General features: G+C 35.2%; 14 protein-coding genes and 2 pseudogenes. 8 read left to right on the top strand and 8 right to left on the bottom strand.

Annotated features, from left to right (window positions below; translation table 11 throughout):
• From RHOW815_RS02420 to RHOW815_RS02410, 3 genes and pseudogenes are all read left to right on the top strand, one after another.
• Positions 1-185, top strand: a pseudogene (locus RHOW815_RS02420) (hypothetical protein); the annotation flags it as partial.
• Between the two features lie 95 nt (positions 186-280).
• On the top strand, positions 281-427 hold the full coding sequence (locus RHOW815_RS02415) for a hypothetical protein (protein WP_215216779.1): 147 nt from the start codon (positions 281-283) through the stop codon (positions 425-427).
• Positions 428-483: 56 nt separating this feature from the next.
• Positions 484-745 (top strand): annotated as a pseudogene (locus RHOW815_RS02410) (transposase); the annotation flags it as partial.
• A 95-nt stretch (positions 746-840) separates the two neighbouring features.
• On the opposite strand, the gene murA reads toward RHOW815_RS02410, so the two are convergent.
• Complete coding sequence (murA, locus tag RHOW815_RS02405) at positions 841-2,238, bottom strand: UDP-N-acetylglucosamine 1-carboxyvinyltransferase (RefSeq protein ID WP_215216777.1); 1,398 nt, start codon at positions 2,236-2,238, stop codon at positions 841-843.
• 161 nt (positions 2,239-2,399) lie between these two features.
• Between murA and RHOW815_RS02400 the strand changes: the two genes are divergently transcribed.
• Both RHOW815_RS02400 and ispF read left to right on the top strand, forming a co-directional pair.
• Positions 2,400-3,500: a D-alanine--D-alanine ligase family protein gene (locus RHOW815_RS02400; protein ID WP_215216776.1), complete on the top strand. Its 1,101-nt coding sequence runs from the start codon at positions 2,400-2,402 to the stop codon at positions 3,498-3,500.
• Between the two features lie 2 nt (positions 3,501-3,502).
• Positions 3,503-3,988, top strand: a complete 486-nt coding sequence (gene ispF, locus RHOW815_RS02395; RefSeq protein ID WP_215216775.1) for a 2-C-methyl-D-erythritol 2,4-cyclodiphosphate synthase — start codon at positions 3,503-3,505, stop codon at positions 3,986-3,988.
• Here the strand turns inward: ispF and RHOW815_RS02390 are convergent.
• On the bottom strand, positions 3,985-5,160 hold the full coding sequence (locus RHOW815_RS02390; RefSeq protein WP_215216774.1) for a diflavin oxidoreductase: 1,176 nt from the start codon (positions 5,158-5,160) through the stop codon (positions 3,985-3,987). The two genes, ispF and RHOW815_RS02390, sit on opposite strands and share 4 nt — an antisense overlap.
• A gap of 18 nt (positions 5,161-5,178) precedes the next feature.
• Here RHOW815_RS02390 and RHOW815_RS08830 point away from each other — a divergent pair, with 18 nt between their 5' ends.
• Positions 5,179-5,310 carry a hypothetical protein gene (locus tag RHOW815_RS08830; RefSeq protein WP_256439903.1) on the top strand — a complete coding sequence of 44 codons (132 nt, stop codon included), beginning with the start codon at positions 5,179-5,181 and terminating at the stop codon, positions 5,308-5,310.
• On the opposite strand, the gene gltX is transcribed toward RHOW815_RS08830, so the two are convergent.
• Together gltX and tsp are read right to left on the bottom strand one after the other, a co-directional pair.
• Positions 5,311-6,810 carry a glutamate--tRNA ligase gene (gltX, locus tag RHOW815_RS02385; protein ID WP_215216773.1) on the bottom strand — a complete coding sequence of 500 codons (1,500 nt, stop codon included), beginning with the start codon at positions 6,808-6,810 and terminating at the stop codon, positions 5,311-5,313.
• 87 nt (positions 6,811-6,897) lie between these two features.
• A complete protein-coding gene (gene tsp, locus RHOW815_RS02380; protein WP_215216772.1) occupies positions 6,898-8,850 on the bottom strand; it encodes a tail-specific protease Tsp in 1,953 nt (650 codons plus the stop codon).
• 320 nt (positions 8,851-9,170) lie between these two features.
• On the opposite strand from tsp, the gene RHOW815_RS02375 reads away from it, so the two are divergent.
• Positions 9,171-9,620, top strand: a complete 450-nt coding sequence (locus RHOW815_RS02375; protein ID WP_215216771.1) for a helix-turn-helix domain-containing protein — start codon at positions 9,171-9,173, stop codon at positions 9,618-9,620.
• Positions 9,621-9,758: 138 nt separating this feature from the next.
• On the opposite strand, the gene RHOW815_RS08825 is transcribed toward RHOW815_RS02375, so the two are convergent.
• Complete coding sequence (locus RHOW815_RS08825; RefSeq protein WP_256439902.1) at positions 9,759-9,887, bottom strand: hypothetical protein; 129 nt, start codon at positions 9,885-9,887, stop codon at positions 9,759-9,761.
• Positions 9,888-10,473: 586 nt separating this feature from the next.
• Here RHOW815_RS08825 and RHOW815_RS02370 point away from each other — a divergent pair.
• Positions 10,474-10,905: a helix-turn-helix domain-containing protein gene (locus RHOW815_RS02370; RefSeq protein WP_215216770.1), complete on the top strand. Its 432-nt coding sequence runs from the start codon at positions 10,474-10,476 to the stop codon at positions 10,903-10,905.
• Positions 10,906-10,963: 58 nt separating this feature from the next.
• Here the strand turns inward: RHOW815_RS02370 and recJ are convergent, their stop codons facing one another.
• The 3 genes from recJ to RHOW815_RS02355 all read right to left on the bottom strand — a co-directional run bounded on the left by recJ (position 10,964) and on the right by RHOW815_RS02355 (position 18,055).
• The gene (gene recJ, locus RHOW815_RS02365) at positions 10,964-12,703 is read right to left on the bottom strand and encodes a single-stranded-DNA-specific exonuclease RecJ (RefSeq protein WP_215216769.1); all 1,740 of its coding nucleotides are present in this window, start codon (positions 12,701-12,703) and stop codon (positions 10,964-10,966) included.
• Between the two features lie 9 nt (positions 12,704-12,712).
• Complete coding sequence (gene secD / locus RHOW815_RS02360) at positions 12,713-17,233, bottom strand: protein translocase subunit SecD (protein WP_215216768.1); 4,521 nt, start codon at positions 17,231-17,233, stop codon at positions 12,713-12,715.
• Positions 17,234-17,419: 186 nt separating this feature from the next.
• Positions 17,420-18,055, bottom strand: coding sequence for a hypothetical protein (locus tag RHOW815_RS02355; RefSeq protein ID WP_215216767.1), 636 nt, complete (start codon positions 18,053-18,055; stop codon positions 17,420-17,422).
• Positions 18,056-18,233 lie beyond the last annotated feature (178 nt).

The following is an 18,233-nucleotide window of genomic DNA, read 5'->3' as shown; positions in this document are numbered from 1 at the left end:
GCCAGTGGCGTATGTTACCCATAGAATATCCTAAATGGGAATTATGTTATTATTATTTCCCTCTTTGGAATAAAAAAGATGATAAAAATTCTAAGAGTATTCTTGAAATAGTTTTAAAAAAAATTGGTTGGCGAGGTCAGAAAAAGCAGTGGTCGGAAAGAAAAAATAAGCTTTGTAATTATTGATGCTCAAAGTGTTAAAAATACTGATACAGCGGAGAAGATAAGGATATGATGCAGGGAAAAAAATATCAGGAATAAAAAAACGCCTTTGGCGATTCATGAATAAAAAAGTCCGCAATAATCGATATTATGAAAAATTCTTAGATTTTAAGAAGGCAATTTGTGCTTTTTTTGAAAAAATTCCTAAATATCGGGAAGAACTGCAACCTCTTTTATCTAGGAAATTTTGCTTAGTTAAATCTTAATTTAAAAACAAACGAGTATAGAAGCATTTTCACTACATAAAAACCATTTGTTTGGTGTAAAAAATGTTTTAGCAGATGGAGGATATTCTGGAGAGAAATTTGCAAAGAGCGTGCAGGAGATATTAGGATGTATAGTAGAAATAGCCAAAAGAAATACACTTCATACTTTTACAGTTATTCCCAAAAGATGGGTTGTAGAGCGTTCTTTTGTGTGGATAGAAAAATGTCGCAGGCTATGGAAAATTGCGAAAGAAAACTACTACAAGCCTGAATATGGTGGTTCTTGCTTTTATTGCGCTACTTTTGAAAAGATTTTAAACAGGCTCTAAGTAATTTTTCCTTTCCCTCCATTTAGGAAAGAAGTATAGCAAAAATCTAATTACGCAAGAAGTCTAATGAATCGATATAAAAACTTATTTGCTTACTGCTTTGGCTTGAGAGAGCTGAGAAATAGTAGCTACACATTCCGATAGAGGAATAGGAACGCTTTTTTGTGATGCATATTCGATGTGCGCTCCGATAGAAGAGAGCTTTTCGACGATTTTCTCATACCCTCGTTTCAGATAGTGAACGCCGCTAAGTAAGCTGGTTTCAGGAGCGAGTAGTGCTGCTAAGACATAGGCGAATCCCGCGCGTAGATCGGGGATACAAATCTCTTTTGCATGAAGAGATGTTGGACCTTGGATCACAATGCTGTGTTGGTAATTTTGTGCAGCAAAGCGGCACAAACGACCTCCTAAACACTGGGTGAATAGTTGGATATCCGCCCCCATGCTTTTTAATGTTTCTATATATCCAAAGCGATTTTCATAAACCGTTTCATGGACAACAGAAGCTCCATGTGCTTGGGTTAGCAACACGACAAAGGGCTGTTGCCAATCGGTTAAAAACCCTGGATGTACATCGGTTTCTAAATGAATGCCACCGCGTAGAGAACCGTTGCAGAAGAATTCAATGCCGTTTTTCTTCACTTCAAAGCCTCCATTAACCTCGCGCAATCTATTTAAGAACGAGATCATCGGTTGATGCTGGGCACCTTCTACTAAAACTTTGCCTTTTGTACCAATAGCAGCTAAGGCAAAGGAAGCGGCTTCTGTGCGATCTGGAATGACTGTGTGCTCTACTTCGTAGAAAACCTTAGTCTGTTGGATGCGGATTGTGCGATCTACATCCATTTCAATGGTTACCCCTAGCTTTTGTAAAAAGAGCATCAGGTCAACGATTTCTGGTTCTATGGCTGCATTTTTAATAACGGTTGTGCCTTTTGCGCTAACAGCGGATAGAATGGTATTTTCTGTAGCTCCTACAGAAGGATAGGGCAGGGTAATGATATTTCCTACTAGACCATGATGTGCTCTTGCAAAATATGCACCTTCTTTTTTCATGCGGCGATATTCAATCTGTGCACCTAGCTTCTCTAATGCATGAATATGAAAATCAATAGGTCTTTTACCGATATTGCACCCACCAGCTGTTGGAACAATAATATCTTCATCAGTGCGGCCTAGAAGAGCGCCAATCATTAAAATAGGGATACGGTTAGAACCTGAAAAGCGTTGAGGAATGTAACAGCTTTTAAGCTCTGGTGTGATAATTTCAATGATTCCGCTTGAACGATCCCAAGCGATTTGAGACCCGATTTCTTGACAAAGCGCAACGGTTATCTCTACTTCAGAAATATCTGGCACATTATGGAAAATGCATTTTTTATTGGATAGAAGAGAGGCTACTAAAAGTTTAGTGATCGAATTTTTTGCGCCCGCTACTTTTACTTGACCTTTGAGGGGATGATTCCCTTTGATTTTTAGCATACTATTTAAGCCTTTGAGTAAACCTCAAGAATAGGAGGAATAGATCGTTTTGTCAAATGTTTGTCCTTAAATTGTAAGATTTTATCAAAGTTGATAGCGTAAAATAGCTATTGAGAAATAAGGATCTTTCATAGCATAACAGTTGTACTTAAGGTGAAATCATGAAAAAGAAAGTCAGATTAGGTCTTCTTTTTGGAGGCAAATCAACAGAACATGAGGTTTCTTTAATTTCAGCGAAAAACATTCTTGAAGCACTAGATCTAGAAAAATATGAGCCGGTTTTAATGAGTATTAATAAACAAGGGCAGTGGCATCTAGAAACCCAGGAAACTTTAAGAAAAATGGTTTTTTCTAATGCAATATTAGAGAATTTCACAGAGAAATTAGCCATTGTTCCAATAGAAGAATGTAAACAGATCGTGAGTTATAAAGATTCTAAGCTGCAAGAAAGTTTAGATTTGGATGTTATTTTTCCTATTTTACATGGAGTATATGGAGAAGATGGAACGATACAAGGATTATTACAATTAGCGAATATTCCTTTTGTAGGTGCTGGTGTGCTTGGCTCTGCTATGGGTATGGATAAAGATGTGATGAAACGTCTTTTGCAACAAGCTGATATTCCTGTAGCCCCTTTTATTTGTCTACATGATTACCAAGAGATTCCTGCTTTTGAAGAAGTTGTTCTCGAATTAGGTTGTCCTTTCTTTGTAAACCCCGCCAATACAGGATCTTCTATAGGAATAACCAAGGTAAGCAACCAAGTAACCTATCTTTTAGCGATCAAAAATGCTTTTTTATATGATCGCAAAATTTTGCTAGAAAAGTATGTTCAAGGAAGAGAAATCGAATGTGCTGTTTTAGGTAATGAAGATCTGCAGGCTTCTTTGCCAGGAGAAATAGAACCTTTACATGAGTTTTATTCTTATGAAGCGAAATATCTCGATGCTAAAAGAGCTAAGCTACATATTCCAGCTTCTCTTGCTAAAAAGCAGATTACACACATTCAAACAATGGCAATGACCGTTTTCCGAACCCTATGCTGTGAGGGTATGGCACGAGTGGACTTCTTTTTAACGAAAAATCAAGAACTTTTAGTTAATGAAATCAATACCATTCCTGGATTTACGCGAATTAGCATGTATCCTAAGTTGTGGGAGATCAGCGGTCTTTCCTATTCTCAACTCATCGATCAATTAATTCAGCTAGCTATTATACGACATGAAAAAAGGAAAAAAATACAAACTAGAATCGGAGGGTAAAAATGCCTTACACACGCATAGGGATTGGTCAGGATAGTCATCGATTTTTAGACCCAGGTGCGATCAAGCCCTGTATAATTGGAGGATTAATCTTTCCAGAAGCCCCTGGTTTAGATGCAGATTCAGATGGAGATGTGGTGTTTCATGCGATTTGTAACGCGATTACTTCTGTTACAGGTATTGCTATTTTAGGTGATATTGCTATTAAACTCTGTCATCAAGAAGGAGTGACCAGTTCGCAGATCTATCTGAAACATGCTTTAAAAACCTTAAGGAAACAAGAAGTACAACATGTGGCGCTTACCATTGAAGGCAAAAGGCCAAGACTACAAAATCGCGTTGATGAGATGCGTCAATCTATTGCAAGAGTGATGCAACTAGAGGTTTCTCAGGTAGGGATTACAGTAACTTCTGGCAATGGATTAACAGATTTTGGATGTGGCGATGGGTTGCAGTGTTTTTGCATTCTTACCACGATGGAATGTTAATACACTTCTTTCACATAGCGTTTTTGCTTTTTAAGGGCCTTGATATAGCTCAAGGCCTCTTTTTGGTTCATCTGTCCTTGGTTGCAAATGATTTGTTCTAGAGTGTTCTCTACGTCTTTAGACATCTGTTTTGCATCTCCACAAAGATAGAAATAGGCACCTTCTTGAAGCCAGCGCCAGATCTCTTGAGCTTGCATAAGAAGTTTATGTTGCACGTAGACTTTATCTTTTTGATCGCGAGAAAAAGCTAGATCAAGATGGAGCTTTTTGGTAGCAACTAGATTTTCCCAAAAATCTTGATAAAAGAAATCGTATTTTCGATTCCTTTCTCCAAAGAATAACCAGTTTTTCCCTGTATGTCCTTTAAAGATCCTTTCTTGAATAAAGCCTCTAAAGGGAGCTACCCCAGTTCCAGGTCCTACCATAATTACGGGAGCTGTTGGATCTTCTGGAAGGGTAAAGTCTGTAGTGGATTGTATGTAAACAGCTAGCTTAGTCTCTTCTAACTTGGCTAAGTTACATAAAAAATGACTTCCCGTCCCATATTGAATACGGTTATTTTTTTTATACTCTACTAAAACGACGGTCAATTCTAAACGATGGGGATAAGCTAGTTGTGAGGAGGCAATAGAATAAAATCGAGGTAATAGAGAAGAGAGGTTTTCACAAAATTTTTCGAGAGGAATGTTTGTAGCATCATATGTTTTTAAAAAGTCTATTAAATCGGTTTGGGTTAAATACCGATTTAAATGCTCTTTGGATTGAGGATGTAGTAGCTCTTCTAACCGTTGTTTTTCTTGGGAGTTTTGTGTATGTGCGCAAAATGTTTTTAACATATGAGAGGTCAATCGAGCGGTATTTACCTTTCTTATTAATAGCTCATATAAAGAAAGGGTTTTATTGCTACGAGCATAGTAAACCTGTTGCTCTAGATCTTGTTGTAGAAATTGGGAGATTTCTAATGCTATAAGGGGATCATTTTCAGGATAAATAGCGATGGCATCTCCCGGTTTAAAGGTAATAGCGGTATTTTGGATGTCTAGAACAAGATGGAATGTCTTTTTTGTTGACTCAGGTTTTGTTAAGAGTATACGCTCTGAAATAGAGATAAATGCTGGATTTTTTCGAGAGTATAGCTGGTTACAAACGGAAGAATCTTGGGGAATAGGCATAAAGATCAAAAGGTTGTTATGAAAGTACAGTGTTTTATTTTAGGGATTTCCTTGGGGCTTCTTTGTGCATGTACAGGTGGTGGTGGTTATCAGCGCCATTATATTATCTCCGACAAATCGGAGCAATCTTCTTGCGAAAGCTTCCATTAATTATAAAGATCTGCAATCTTTTGTATCCCATGCTTTTGTCAAGAAATCTAATTTTTTATTAGAAAGTCCACCTAAGTATTGAATAGCATTTAGCAACCTGGCGCGTACTCTATCTTTCCCTAGAAGTTCTACGGAGTCAAACAAAGGCAGTCCATGACGTTTTCCTGTAATAGCTCCATATAATAAGGGAATTACCATTTTTTTATGATGGATGTCAAATTTCTCAGAGACCTCATGAGAAGCTCTTTCAATCCCTGAGCGTTTCCAATTTTCCTGTGCATCCATACTCCAAATGATTGTCTGTAAAACAGAGGCACTTTTTTCTCTTGTCAATTGATTAGGACAGAACAATTCATCTGTATAGGTAAGGTTATTAAGAAACAAAAAGTCGCATAGCTGCATGAAATCGCCAAAGGTTTTCATACGTGTATGACAAAGAGGCATAAGTTTTTGCATAAAAGCATCATTGAATGACCACTCCTTGATTCTTTCCCATAAAGCATCCTCAGGGATGGTATTAATCAAGTATTGCTGGTTAAGCCAATCTAACTTTTGAATATCAAAATAGGCTCCAGAAGTACCAATACGAGAGGGTTCAAATTCACGGATAATTTCTTCTAAACCATAGATTTCCTTATCGTTTAACATGCTATAGCCCATTAGACTTAAGAAATTGATAAACGCTTCCTGTAGATATCCGCTATCTCGATAGTAGAAGATGGAAGTTGGATTTTTTCTTTTTGATAATTTTTTACCATCTTTGCCCAGAAGTAAAGGCATGTGCATAAAAACAGGAGGGGTCCATCCTAAACTTTCATAGAGAAAGATATGTTTAGGTGTTGAGCTCATCCATTCGTCTCCTCTAATGACATGAGAGATGTTCATGAGGTGATCATCAACTACATTTGCTAAATGATAGGTAGGAAATCCATCGGATTTGAGTAAAATCTGATCATCTATATCAGCCCAAGGACAGCTAATTCGTCCTTTAACTGCATCTTCAAAAACGCATTCGCCAGATAAAGGAATTTTAAGACGAACCACATAGGGTTGTCCTTCTTTTTCTCGTATAGCAACCTCTTCGGTATTTAAATTGCGATACCTACGATCATAGCCCAAGCGCTTTCCTAGTTTGCCTGCCATTTCTCGCATTTCAGAGATTTCTTGGGGAGTAGCAAAACATTTATAGGCTTTTTTTTGCTCTATTAACAGTTGGCAATATTTGCGATAAATATCAGTACGTTCTGATTGACGGTAAGGTCCAAAAGGGCCTCCAATATCGGGTCCTTCATTCCATGTAATACCGGTCCATTTAAGAGCTTCGTAAATATTTTTTTCACACTCTGGTCTAGAGCGGCTTTGATCTGTATCTTCAATTCTTAAAATGAATTCCCCACCAAAATGGTGAGCAAAAATGTAATTAAAAAGGGCCATGTATGCCGTACCTACATGGGGATCTCCTGTGGGAGATGGCGCAATGCGAACACGTACTTTTTTCATTTCTTACTTAAAATAAAAGAGGTTTTAGAAAGAATAATTTTTCACTATTAATAAATAGAAGGCAAGCCTTTTCTAAACTAATTCCTTTTAAGCAGATGGAGAGACAAGAGTTTTTTCTTTTTCTGTTAATAAAATATAATCTTTCATTACTTTAATTGTTTCTTCTAATTGTAAATCATTTAAACCAAAGAATAAGGTAGGCTCTCCTAGTTCATCTTTCTTTGCCATTTCTTTCAAAAAATTTTGATAATTTTTGTTAGAAGAAACTCGCTTTTCTGCATTTTTTTTCAAAAGGCTTAAGTTTTTAATAGGTAGAACCGATTGTCTGTCTTCTTGATAAAGCTTGCTAATCCTTTGTTTGTGGATAAAAGGAATATCAGCAAGGTTATCTTCAAAATGGGGCTCAATATGATCTGTTTCTACAGGAAACTTGGAATATTTCTCCCCTATTTCTAAGGTGGATAACACGCCAGGAAGCACAATATCACTTGTCACTCCAACGAGTTGGGGGCTTTTTCCCGAGGCTGTATAATACCTACCTCTAGTTACTTTATACTCTCCCTTAGGGTTTACTTTACCAAAATTATTGCATTCTAGAGTGAAGGTTTGAAAAGTTCCTTTTCCAAATGTTTCGGGATCGCCTATTATAATGGCTCTTCCATAGTCTTTAAGAGTTTGTGCTACGATTTCCGAAGAAGAAGCGCTCATGCGATTGGTAAGGACAATTAATGGACCATCCCACTCTTTTTTATTTTCTAAGTTGCGCAAGTGAAAAACCTTATCTTGGTTATCCTTAATAGAAACAACAATCCCTTTTGAAAGAAATAAACCACTCACCGCTACAGCTTCGGTTAACAGGCCTCCTGCGTTATTACGCAAATCAAGAATGATTCCTTTTAAAAGATAGTTTTTCTTAATTTCCTCTATAGCTTTAGCTAAATCGGTTGCAGAACTGCTGTGATTGTCTTGATAAAAGCAAAATAGATGTAAGATAGCAATCACACCATTACCATATGGCTCTATCTGTGTTTCCAATCTGGATTCTTTTAAAACGATTTCTCCGCGAATAAGCTCAATTTCTAGCTTGTTTTCTTTAACGTTTTCTCCTTCTTTTACCTCGCGCAGCACTGTTAAAATTACAGAAGATCCTTGAGGCCCGCGAATAAGTTCTACAGCTTCTATGATTTCTAAGCCTATAATTGGTTCGTTGTTTACAGCGACAATCCGATCTCCAATTTTTAGCTTATCAGGAAGGCTAGCTGGGCTTTTTTCTAGAATATGCACTACTGTAAGCCCATTAAGATCATCTCTTAACTGCGCTCCAATTCCAAATAAACGTTGTTGTACTTGAATCATAAATTGACTGGCTTCAGCGGGGGTAAAATAGATGGTTTGAGAATCTAAAGCTGAGCTTATGGATTTAAGAACATAAGATAAAACAATACGTTGTTTTTCTTGGTTTGTTTTCCCTTTTAAATCGTTTTCTCGACAGAGCCTTCTTTTTGTTAGTCTTTGTATAAACCGATCGCGGATATCGGGGTCTATTTTTGTTGCAGTGCGAAGTTGCAATGATTTAATACGCAATAGGCGATCTTTTAATACGTCTACATTTTTTGCCCATGGAATATCTTTAAATTCTAAGTGAGAAACATCTTCAGGAAGCGGGGTGTTTTCCAGCTGTTTTTCTAGAGAAGTCCTTCTGTCGATAGCCAGGAGCATCTGTTGGTGCATTTCTTCAAAAACGGTAAATTTTTCTAATGCATATTCCGCCAAAACCTTTTTCAGAAGCTCATCAGAGGGGTCTTTCCACTTAACTATTTCATAATCAAGGAAATAAGTTTTTAAAGGATCTAATTCTTCTAAGTAGTTTTTGAGGGCTCTTTTAATCAGTTCAGGGCTAAGTTGTTGATAAGAAACATGGTTTTTTAAAATTTCTTCTGTTTTTAGCCTTGTTTCTTTAGCTGTTAATTTAGGTGGTTCTACTGCTTCTAAGGCTATTAGCTTAACAATTAATGCGAATATAAGTAGAAGGTGAAGCATGATTCTAAGTCTTTGATTTTAAGTATAATAAAAACATTTATTTAAATATTCTATAATTTTAGCTTATGACAAAGTTAAAGTTTATAGCTAGAAAAAAGCAATTGTCTATTTCTGTTTTTCTAATAGCTGTTCTAATTTAAAAAATTAATATATGCTTGATTTCAATTCATTTATATGCCATAATAATTGTTCGAAGTAACAACTAAAATAGTTTAATTACTAATTTTAATCAAATAGCGCCTCTAGTTTATTGGTTTTTGCGGTTGATGGTTGCTTCAGTTTGATAAAAGATATCTTGATTTTTTGGAGGATATATAAAAATGGAAAGAGAAGAAATCCAAGGTGGATTAGAGGAATTAAATTCTTCAAGTAAGAAGGTTGTGTCGATTACAGAGGCGGCTAAGATCAATAATGTAACGCGACAGGCGATCTATGTAGCAATTAAGCAAAAAAAGCTTAAAGCTAAAAAAGATGCAACAAGATGGACAATTGATCTTGCAGATCTTGAGTTATATCGTAATGGAAAGTATTCCCGTACGAAATCGATGTATAACGGAGAACTTTTATTTGACAATCATAAAGGGTTTTATTCCGTTAATCAAGTTGCTCAAATATTAAATGTGCCTGCTCAGAAAGTATACTATGCAACACGCGTAGGACTTATGAAAGCACATCGTAGAGGAGCTGCTTGGGTAGTTCATGTCGATGATATTAAAGAATATCGAGAAAACTATCTAAATAAGAAAGTGCATCGTTTCGAAGCTGTATAAACTTAAATCTGAATCTCATGATTCGAGAGTTTCTTATGAAGTTTTTATAAAAACCACTAAGTACTTAAACTTAGTGGTTTTTATTTTTTCACTTATAAAATCAAGAATGCGATCAATGATTTATCTATATCTCAAAATTTACCCTGCAGCAGCGCGTATAATATCTGGATCATCTTTAAATTTTTTATGAATGACGAACAATAGAGCTAAGCTATTTTTCTTTTGACTTCCTTTTAATTTATAATAATTATTTAAAATTGAAAGCAAGGCTTTATATAGTTATATTATTGATGAAATTATTAACTCATTATTTTTTTAAAAATGAACTTTTCATTTCTGGCTAAATAATTTTGAACCGCAAGGTTTATACAAAAAAAAATAGAATTATTTTTTTCTTTACTTAATTTCATCTGTAAAAAGTATAAATTTATATACTACTATTAATTATAAAAATTTATATTTTAAATTTATTTTTAAATATATTTGTTTGATTTAATTGATATGTTTTTATTAAAATTTAATTTTTTATATACATATAATTTATGCTTCTGCTAAAAAACAAAAATTTGTTGAAATAAATAAGATTGTTTTTTCTATGGACTAAAAAATGCTTAAGATACACTTAGGAGCCATTAAATGGATTATTTTCGATAAGCTTTTAAGTTTTTATTTAAGCATAGTTTTTTGCTATTTTTGAAAAATAGAATATATAAAAATAAAATGTTAATTATATTTTTATAATATTCACTGTTTAGTTTAAAATTAAAGTATTATTAAAAGATAATTTTTTGCTTTCAACAAGATAATATGTGCTTTTTATAATTAATTATAACTATAAATTAGAGGTGTCTCTATGAATTCAATCGAACCCGCAGAGGAAAAAAAGTTTGTTACGCTATCAGAAGCGGCAAAAATTAATAAGGTGACACGTCAAGCTATTTATGTAGCGATTAAACAAAAAAAGTTAAAAGCTTATAAAAATCCAACTCGTTGGATTATTGATATGGAGGATTTAGATCAATATAAAAAAATGAAATACTCTCGTTCTAAGTCTATGCATAATGGAGAGTTACTGTTTGATAATAAAAAAGGGTATTATTCGATTCAGCAAGCTGCTAAATTATTAAAAGTGCCTTATCAAAAAATTTACTATGCAACACGTATTGGTCTATTAAAAGCCTGTCGTAAAGGATCCGCATGGATTGTGCATATTGATAATATTAAGCAATATCAAAGTTGCTATCTGAATAAAATGATTTCTAATATAGATGAGGATGTTTCCTAATTTATCAGAGAATTTAAAACAAACGCATCAGGACTTTTCATAAGATGCGTTTGTATTTTTAAGGAAAGCTAGCAAGCTGAAAGTCGCGAACTTGTAATTGGATGCTGGATTTATTTAAGAAGTTATTAATATGAGGAGTAAATGCAATATGTAGTATTAATTTTTTCTTAAGTAAACGCTGTCTCTTGTCGGCCATTCCAAAGGCAATACCTTCCAACATGCGATCTTGTTGTTCAAGATAGAGTTTAAGATGGGTTTTACCCACGATTTTTGGAGGCCAAATTTGTTTAGCATCACAATAGAGAATTGGGGCGGGGTTTTCATTTCCAAAAGGCTCGAGCAAATTAAAAGATTCCATAAAATCAAAGGTTAAATCTCCAAACTGTATATTTGCATTTAGATAAATTTTAGCAATGATATCCTGATCTTTGAGGTGAAGATTAGCGGCTTTTATAAATTGCTTTTTAAAAGCGGGAATGTTTTCTTCTTTAATGGTCAGACCTGCTGCAAAATCATGACCACCAAAGTTTTCCAAAAGGTCACTACTCTCACGCAAATGTTGTAAAAGAGGGAATTCAGGAATTGTTCTTATGGAGCCCTTTCCTAAGCCTTGATCAATGGAAATAACCACAGTTGGTCTATTATATTGCTTGGCAATACGAGCGGTAATAATGGGAATAATCCCAGGGTGCCATTTATTAGAAGAGATGACAATGGCTTTTTGACGAAGTATTTGAGGATTACGTAAAATATATTGTTCTAAGTCTTCAGAATCACGTCTTTCAATTTTTTGTCTTTCAATGTTATTTAAGTCTAATTCTTTTGCTAAGGATTCAGCTGCATTAGCATCTCGAATCAATAGCAATTCCACACCTTTAAGAGGATCTGCGATTCTTCCCAGGCTATTGAGACGGGGTGCTACTTTAGAAGCGATATCAATAGGAGTGATCTCTCCTAATTTAAGACTACAGATGAAAAATAACTTAGCAAGACCAATTCTTCTGGTTTTTCGCATTTGGCGTAGGCCATAACGCACAAGGATTCTATTTTCACCCAAAAGAGAACCCATATCAGCAATTGTACCTAAAGCAACTAAATCTAAATAGCGTTTAAGATCGATTTTTGTAGGACTAATAGATCCATTTGCGATCAAGGTATTTGTAATAGCGTGAGCTAGTTTGAAAGCAACTCCTACTCCGGTAAGATTTCGATTGGGATAAGTGCTGTTAAATAACTTGGGATTTAATGTGGCAATACAGTGAGGCAACTTCGAAGTAGGCTCATGATGGTCTGTTACAATTACATCGATATTTTTTTTAACAGCTTCCTGAATTTCATTAGCAGCGGTAATGCCGCAGTCCACTGTAATAATTAATTTACATTGTTTTTGGATAGCAAAGTCAATAGCATCAAGAATTAAACTCTGTTTAAGCGAATTGCGATTAGGTATATAGAAAAAGACATTTCCACAAATAAATCTTAAAAATTCTGTTAGAAGAGTCGCTGCTGTAATTCCATCGACATCATTATCTCCATAGATGAGAATATTCTCCTTTTGAGAAAGGGCTTGTAGGACGCGATGCACAGCTTTATCCATATCAGGAAAAAGATGCGGATCAAATAAATGGGGGAGTTTAGCATATAAAAAATCATGTATCTCTTCTAAAGTTTTAAAATTTCTAGAAGCTAGAACATAGGCTGTAACAGGATGAATGCTAAACTCTTTAATAATTGTTTTATGCCATTCTGGATCAACTTTGGGATAAACCCATATAGGATCGCAGTAGTTTAATATCATGCATGTATCCTATCGCTCATTTAATTTCATTTTGCTTAATTTCTGTAATTCCCGTTCACAAAAAAACTTCATCAGAGGGGCTGCAATGAACAATGATGATAGAGTTCCAAAAATGACACCAATAACCATAACTAAAGAAAATCCAAACAGAGTAGATCCGCCTAAGAATAAAAGAGGAACTAATACAAGCAAGGTAGTCCCTGATGTCATGAGGGTTCTGCTTAAAGTTACATTTAAAGAGTGATTCATGATATCGATTAAGCTCATTTTACGCATAAATTGCATATCTTCTCGAATCCTATCGAAAACGATAATTGTATCATTCAAAGAATATCCAATAATTGTCATAAGTGCTGCAATTGTATTCAGATCAATTTGAATGGGGACATGTAATCTATGTAAGATGGCAATAGCGGCTAAAGTAAAGAATAGATCATGAGCTAAACATAAAATAGCGCTGATTGCATAGTTAAATTCAAAGCGAATGGTAATATATATAAGAATACATAGCATAGCGATACTAATTCCAATTAAAGCATTGTTACGCATTGTATCAGAGAGCTGTCCGCTTACCTCTGTCCATTGCTTATTTAAGCTTTGTAGACTAGAAAGAGTTAATACAAGCCCTGATTTTTCTAATGATTGCACAACCCATACAATTTTTGGATTGGTTTGATAAGGGTAATTAGATTCTTTTAGGGTATATTCAAAAGGCAGATTAGCAAAAGGATGGCCCTCTTCTTGCAAGCTCTTACTCAAAAAGATACGAGCCTGATTGTTGGGAGTAAGCTCTCTTATCTGTATTTCATTACTGGTAGCACCAGCATTTATAAGGGCTTTTTCTATAGATTGTCTATAGTTGTTTTCTGTATTAGGAGTTAGTTCAACAGTAAGCGCATAACCTCCTCTAAAATCCATACCAAAAATGGTATTGCGTTGAGTAACTAGCATAAAAGAGCCTATTAGAATCACGCAAAAAGAAAGAAATAACGCAGGTTTTGCATATTTAAAGAAATTGAAGTCTTTCGTTTTAAACCAATTTAACATGTTCAGTTTTTTGTGATTGGGGTTCTCTACCCATTTAGAGAAGAAAAAGCGTGTCATAAAAAGTGCGGTGAACATGGAAGAGATAATTCCAATAATCATAGTAATAGCAAAAGCTTTAATAGGTCCTGAATCAAAATTCAGTAGAACTAAAGCTGCAATAATTGTAGTGACATTAGAGTCTAGGATTGCAGAGAAAGCTTTGCGATAGCCCACATGAATAGCCATAGCAATACGACCTGTTGTCTGAAACTCTTCGCGGATTCTTTCAAAGACTAAAACGTTTGCATCAACTGCCATGCCAACTGTTAAAATGATCCCTGCAATTCCAGCTAAACTCAAAGTTGCTTGTAGGTTTTGCAATGTGGCCCATAAAATCAATAGGTTAAAAATAACGGCAATTGAAGCAATCATTCCACCAAAGCGGTAATAACTTACCATAGCTGCTATAACGAGGCATAAGGCAATCATGGTTGCAATAATACCTTGTATTCTCTCTTTAGCTCCCAGCTCTGGAGATACATTTTTTTCAGCGAGAATATGAGGGGTAAAACTTAAAGAACCTGCTTTAAGGTCGGCTTCTAATTGGCTAATTTCTCTTTGTGTAAAGCTTCCAGTAATCATTCCGCTATCTTTTAATTCTGAGTCTAAAGTAGGGGAGCTAATTATAGATCCGTTGAGAATAACAGCCATACGCCAGCCTCTTCCTGCAGAAAAAGCTTCTCTAGCTGTGCCTTGAATTTTTTCTTTAGAGAACTGAGAAGTCCAAGCTAGTAAATTATCGCGGGGATATTGCTTATTTCCTGATTTATCTGTGAAGGCGCCTTTAACGGAAAATGCAAGAAAGTTTCCTTTAGAAGGGTCATAAGAAGCGTGAATATTTTCTAAATTAGAGCCTTCTAAAGCAAAATTACGAAACACAATAAGCAAAGGATGGGTTTGTCCATTCCAGCTAGTAAAGTCGCTTCCTCTAAGCATGGCAATTTTAGAATAGGTTTCATTAAAATTGCTGTTTATAGACCCGCTAAGAACAAAACGCAATCCATTTTCATAAAGTGTTTTAGCGGCTTCAGAACGAGGTTGCACTAATTCTGAGTCTAAAGAATCACCATATAAATGTTTGCTTGCAATTAAATGGATGTCTTCAATGTCTTTACAGTTGGTAACTACAGCTTCATTCCAAATTTCTTGTAAAAATTTTTGTGTAGCATCGGCTAGCTCTGGATTATTCGGGCTGAATTTTTCATTAACTATTTGAAAATACATCGAAGAGGACTTTATAAGATCACTAGCCGATAATCCTTGTGCACCAGGGAAATCTAGTGCAATAGTATTGCCTTCTTGGCGAATGTTTACCTCTGATACGCCCATCTTATTTATGCGGGCATATAGCTCATTGATCCCTTGCTTGATATCTATTGGGTCTACTACTGTTTTTCCGTTACGGTCGATGAGTTCTAATTGAACGGTTTTACCACCGGAGAGATCTAATCCCCAATGTAAAATCTTACGGTCATCTCCTCTAAAATATTTTTTTAAACTTAAGCAGAAATTATTCCAATAAATGTTATGAACAGGTTTTGGTACATCGTATTTGTTAACGCCTCTGGCCTGATTTTGGGCAGCAAAATAATCATCTCGCCATTTAAGTAGATCTTCATGCATTTGATTGAGGATTTTATTTTCGGTAAGTAGCCTTTGCTCAAGGTTAGTAAACTCTAGTATGGCAAAACGCTTTGTTCCAGAGACTTTAAAATTTTCTCTTGTTGATTTCATCAGGGTTTGATAGTAATTTTCCTGTTCAAAAATCAGATCCTGGCTAAATTCAGGATCAAAGGCATAACCTGCTGTAGAATAATCTACAAAGCCGCTTTTTTGTAGAATTTCACGAAGCTGGTTAAAATCTTGAATGAATTGGTTGGTTTGAGCGGACTGGCCCTCATTTTGCAAACGAGATAAAATTTTATCCATACCCTTAGCAACTACGTAAATAGAATGGGAACGAAATCCAGGCACAGGGGCCGCATCATAACTAGCTGGTGCATAGACAACTAAAGCGAGTTTTTGCTCTGCAAGTGGAAGGGTTTTATAAGTATCGTAGTCGTAAATAGGCAATGCATTACGTTGTAGATCGGGGTGAATGGGATGCCAAAAGCGTAAGAGCGTTTCTTTAACTTGAGAAGACATTTTATGCGCAATTTGGCCTAGATTCATAGCAAGAAAGCTTTTGCTATCGGATAACTGATTTAATGTGATTTCAAAACGACCTTGAAAAGGAGAAATTATTTCATCTGCTGATCTTGCAATGAAAGCGATTTCATTGTACATCAATTGATCTGCTTGATCCGCTAGATGAGAAGGCGGTAGACTTTTTTCTCTCATCGCTTCTACATCTTCATAAAGATCTAAAAAGATTTTTTCCTGGCTAAAATCAATAGAAATACTTTTAATAAAAGGGTTATATCCCTTTAGAGCAATTATTTGCGTATTATGATCCTGTGTCAAATTCTTTTGTAAATCTTCGTAAGCTAAAGGATTTTTGGCTTTTACAAATAGATCGAGATGTTTCTTGATAGCTTGGGTAGCTTGCTTGAGAGTTTGTGTTTTATCGCTTAAGGATTCAAGCCTTTGTTGCTCTAAAGTGGTTAAGAATATAGCTGTTTTTTCCGCTTGTGCTCTTTTATTTTGAAGCTGCTCTTTTTCTTTTACAAGCTTTGTCTGTAGAGCATCTAAGCTTTGAATCCAGCTTTGCATAAAACCGCGGCGATCATCTAGATTGCATTGAGTAAAGCTAGCAAAATAGCGCTCGGTGATTAAAGAGCTCTCCCCATATACATTGGTAAAGCTAAGAATATTTTTAGCAATTTGCACAAACTGATCTTCTTGAATCGCACCTGTTTGTTTTAAAGCATTTTGTAAATAAAGAGCATTTTGCGTAGAACCGGCAATCGAAGAGGCTATTTGTAGAGCGCGGTCTTGAACAATTTTCTCATAAAAGGGGGTAGGTTTTCCAAGAGAGTCCAACTTATGGGAGAATTGATAATAGGTATGGGCATCAAAATGGATAGGAATGCGTCTTTGCACAATAACCGTTCTGCTATTTGTATCGGTATCTTCATGTAAAAATAGCTGTGCAGGTAAAAAAGGAATCAGTTGACCTGCCCTAGGCAAATAAGTACGAAATAGGTTAGCTTCTTCTGTATTTTTAAAAGAAACTGTAATGAGTTGAGGTTGTCTAGCATCAAGAGCTATTGCTTGTGGTTTTACCTCAAGCAGATTGCAAAAAGAATATAGCCATTTTTCTGCTTCTTCTTCAAGCTGATTGACTCTTTCAGAGATAGAGACAGCGATTTGCTCTGCTTTTTTCCCTTCGATAGGTTGATGTAAAGGTTTAGTGTAATAAAAAACAGTAGGCAATATATTGTATACGGTAAGAGCAATAACAATAAAGAGTAGATATAACTGCCATTTTTTTTGCTTTTTCATGTAAATTCCCAATTGAGATCTAAAAGATTTTAACAGATTTAGAATACGGATAGTGTTCGATTCTGTCTATTAAAGAATTTTTTTACGATAGCAAACGCTCTTAAGTTTAAAGAGGAACACAAAAGACTTATTTTAAAGATAGATGCTTGTTTTTTTGAGTTAAAGTCAGTAAAAGATCATTTTAATTTATGAAAAGACTCGAAGTAACTCTTGACCCTCTATTTTTATTTTTCCCATTTCTAAATTAAGTTCGTTCACGATAAAAGGGTATTGCTCGAAGTCTTCAACAGAAACTCCTATAAATCCTTTTTTAGAGCGTAAAGGCACATAGCCCATATTATCGTTATACTGATCTTGATTGTGTTGTATCCTATGGACTTCAGAGCTATGAAATTTTATAACTTTTTTAATATGTTCTACTCCATGAGGATAATCTTTATTCTTTTCAAGAAGGGTCTCTATTGTTTTTGGGTCTATTTTGAAATAACTAACATCATAAGCATTTAAAACGCCTTTTTGGAAAAAATCGCGAACCATTTCTGAGGAATCTTTTATGTCATTTGCATCATTCAGAGTGCTAATTTTTTCGAATACATCTTTAAGATTAGCAATAAATTCTTCGGGGTTTTGTAATTCTCCTGATTGTAAAAGAGTTTTTCGATACCTCAATATGGAATCATATCGACTTCCTCCCTCATTACCCAGATTAAATCCTTCAGGTATTTTTTCTCTTGTGGTAGGAGAAATGTCATAGCATTTGAGATAGGTTTCAAATGTATTGCGATCATAAACGGTTTTACGATCTGTAGGATCTGTAATCACGCTGCGGGGAGCCCTTCCTAAAATGGAACACTGAATTTTACAGAGGATTGGATCGGTATCCTGTATGCTTTCACGGTATTGTGGTAAGTCTTTTCAAGTTTGAAGTGCACAGAAGAATTAAAAAAAGAATAGGCAGGCGATGAAAGAATCTCTATTGTGATTTTTAACAATCAAACAC

It is taken from the genome of Candidatus Rhabdochlamydia sp. W815, from assembly GCF_018642185.1.
GTDB classification, from domain to species: Bacteria; Chlamydiota; Chlamydiia; order Chlamydiales; family Rhabdochlamydiaceae; genus Rhabdochlamydia; species Rhabdochlamydia oedothoracis.
This window is presented reverse-complemented; position numbering and strand designations above follow the sequence as displayed.

Coding starts and splice junctions, on each gene's coding strand:
- RHOW815_RS02415 (WP_215216779.1), top strand. CDS start 281: ATGAATAAAAAAGTCCGCAATAATCGATATTATGAAAAATTCTTAGAT.
- murA (WP_215216777.1), bottom strand. CDS start 2,238: ATGCTAAAAATCAAAGGGAATCATCCCCTCAAAGGTCAAGTAAAAGTA.
- RHOW815_RS02400 (WP_215216776.1), top strand. CDS start 2,400: ATGAAAAAGAAAGTCAGATTAGGTCTTCTTTTTGGAGGCAAATCAACA.
- ispF (WP_215216775.1), top strand. CDS start 3,503: ATGCCTTACACACGCATAGGGATTGGTCAGGATAGTCATCGATTTTTA.
- RHOW815_RS02390 (WP_215216774.1), bottom strand. CDS start 5,160: ATGCCTATTCCCCAAGATTCTTCCGTTTGTAACCAGCTATACTCTCGA.
- RHOW815_RS08830 (WP_256439903.1), top strand. CDS start 5,179: ATGAAAGTACAGTGTTTTATTTTAGGGATTTCCTTGGGGCTTCTTTGT.
- gltX (WP_215216773.1), bottom strand. CDS start 6,810: ATGAAAAAAGTACGTGTTCGCATTGCGCCATCTCCCACAGGAGATCCC.
- tsp (WP_215216772.1), bottom strand. CDS start 8,850: ATGCTTCACCTTCTACTTATATTCGCATTAATTGTTAAGCTAATAGCC.
- RHOW815_RS02375 (WP_215216771.1), top strand. CDS start 9,171: ATGGAAAGAGAAGAAATCCAAGGTGGATTAGAGGAATTAAATTCTTCA.
- RHOW815_RS02370 (WP_215216770.1), top strand. CDS start 10,474: ATGAATTCAATCGAACCCGCAGAGGAAAAAAAGTTTGTTACGCTATCA.
- recJ (WP_215216769.1), bottom strand. CDS start 12,703: ATGATATTAAACTACTGCGATCCTATATGGGTTTATCCCAAAGTTGAT.
- secD (WP_215216768.1), bottom strand. CDS start 17,233: ATGAAAAAGCAAAAAAAATGGCAGTTATATCTACTCTTTATTGTTATT.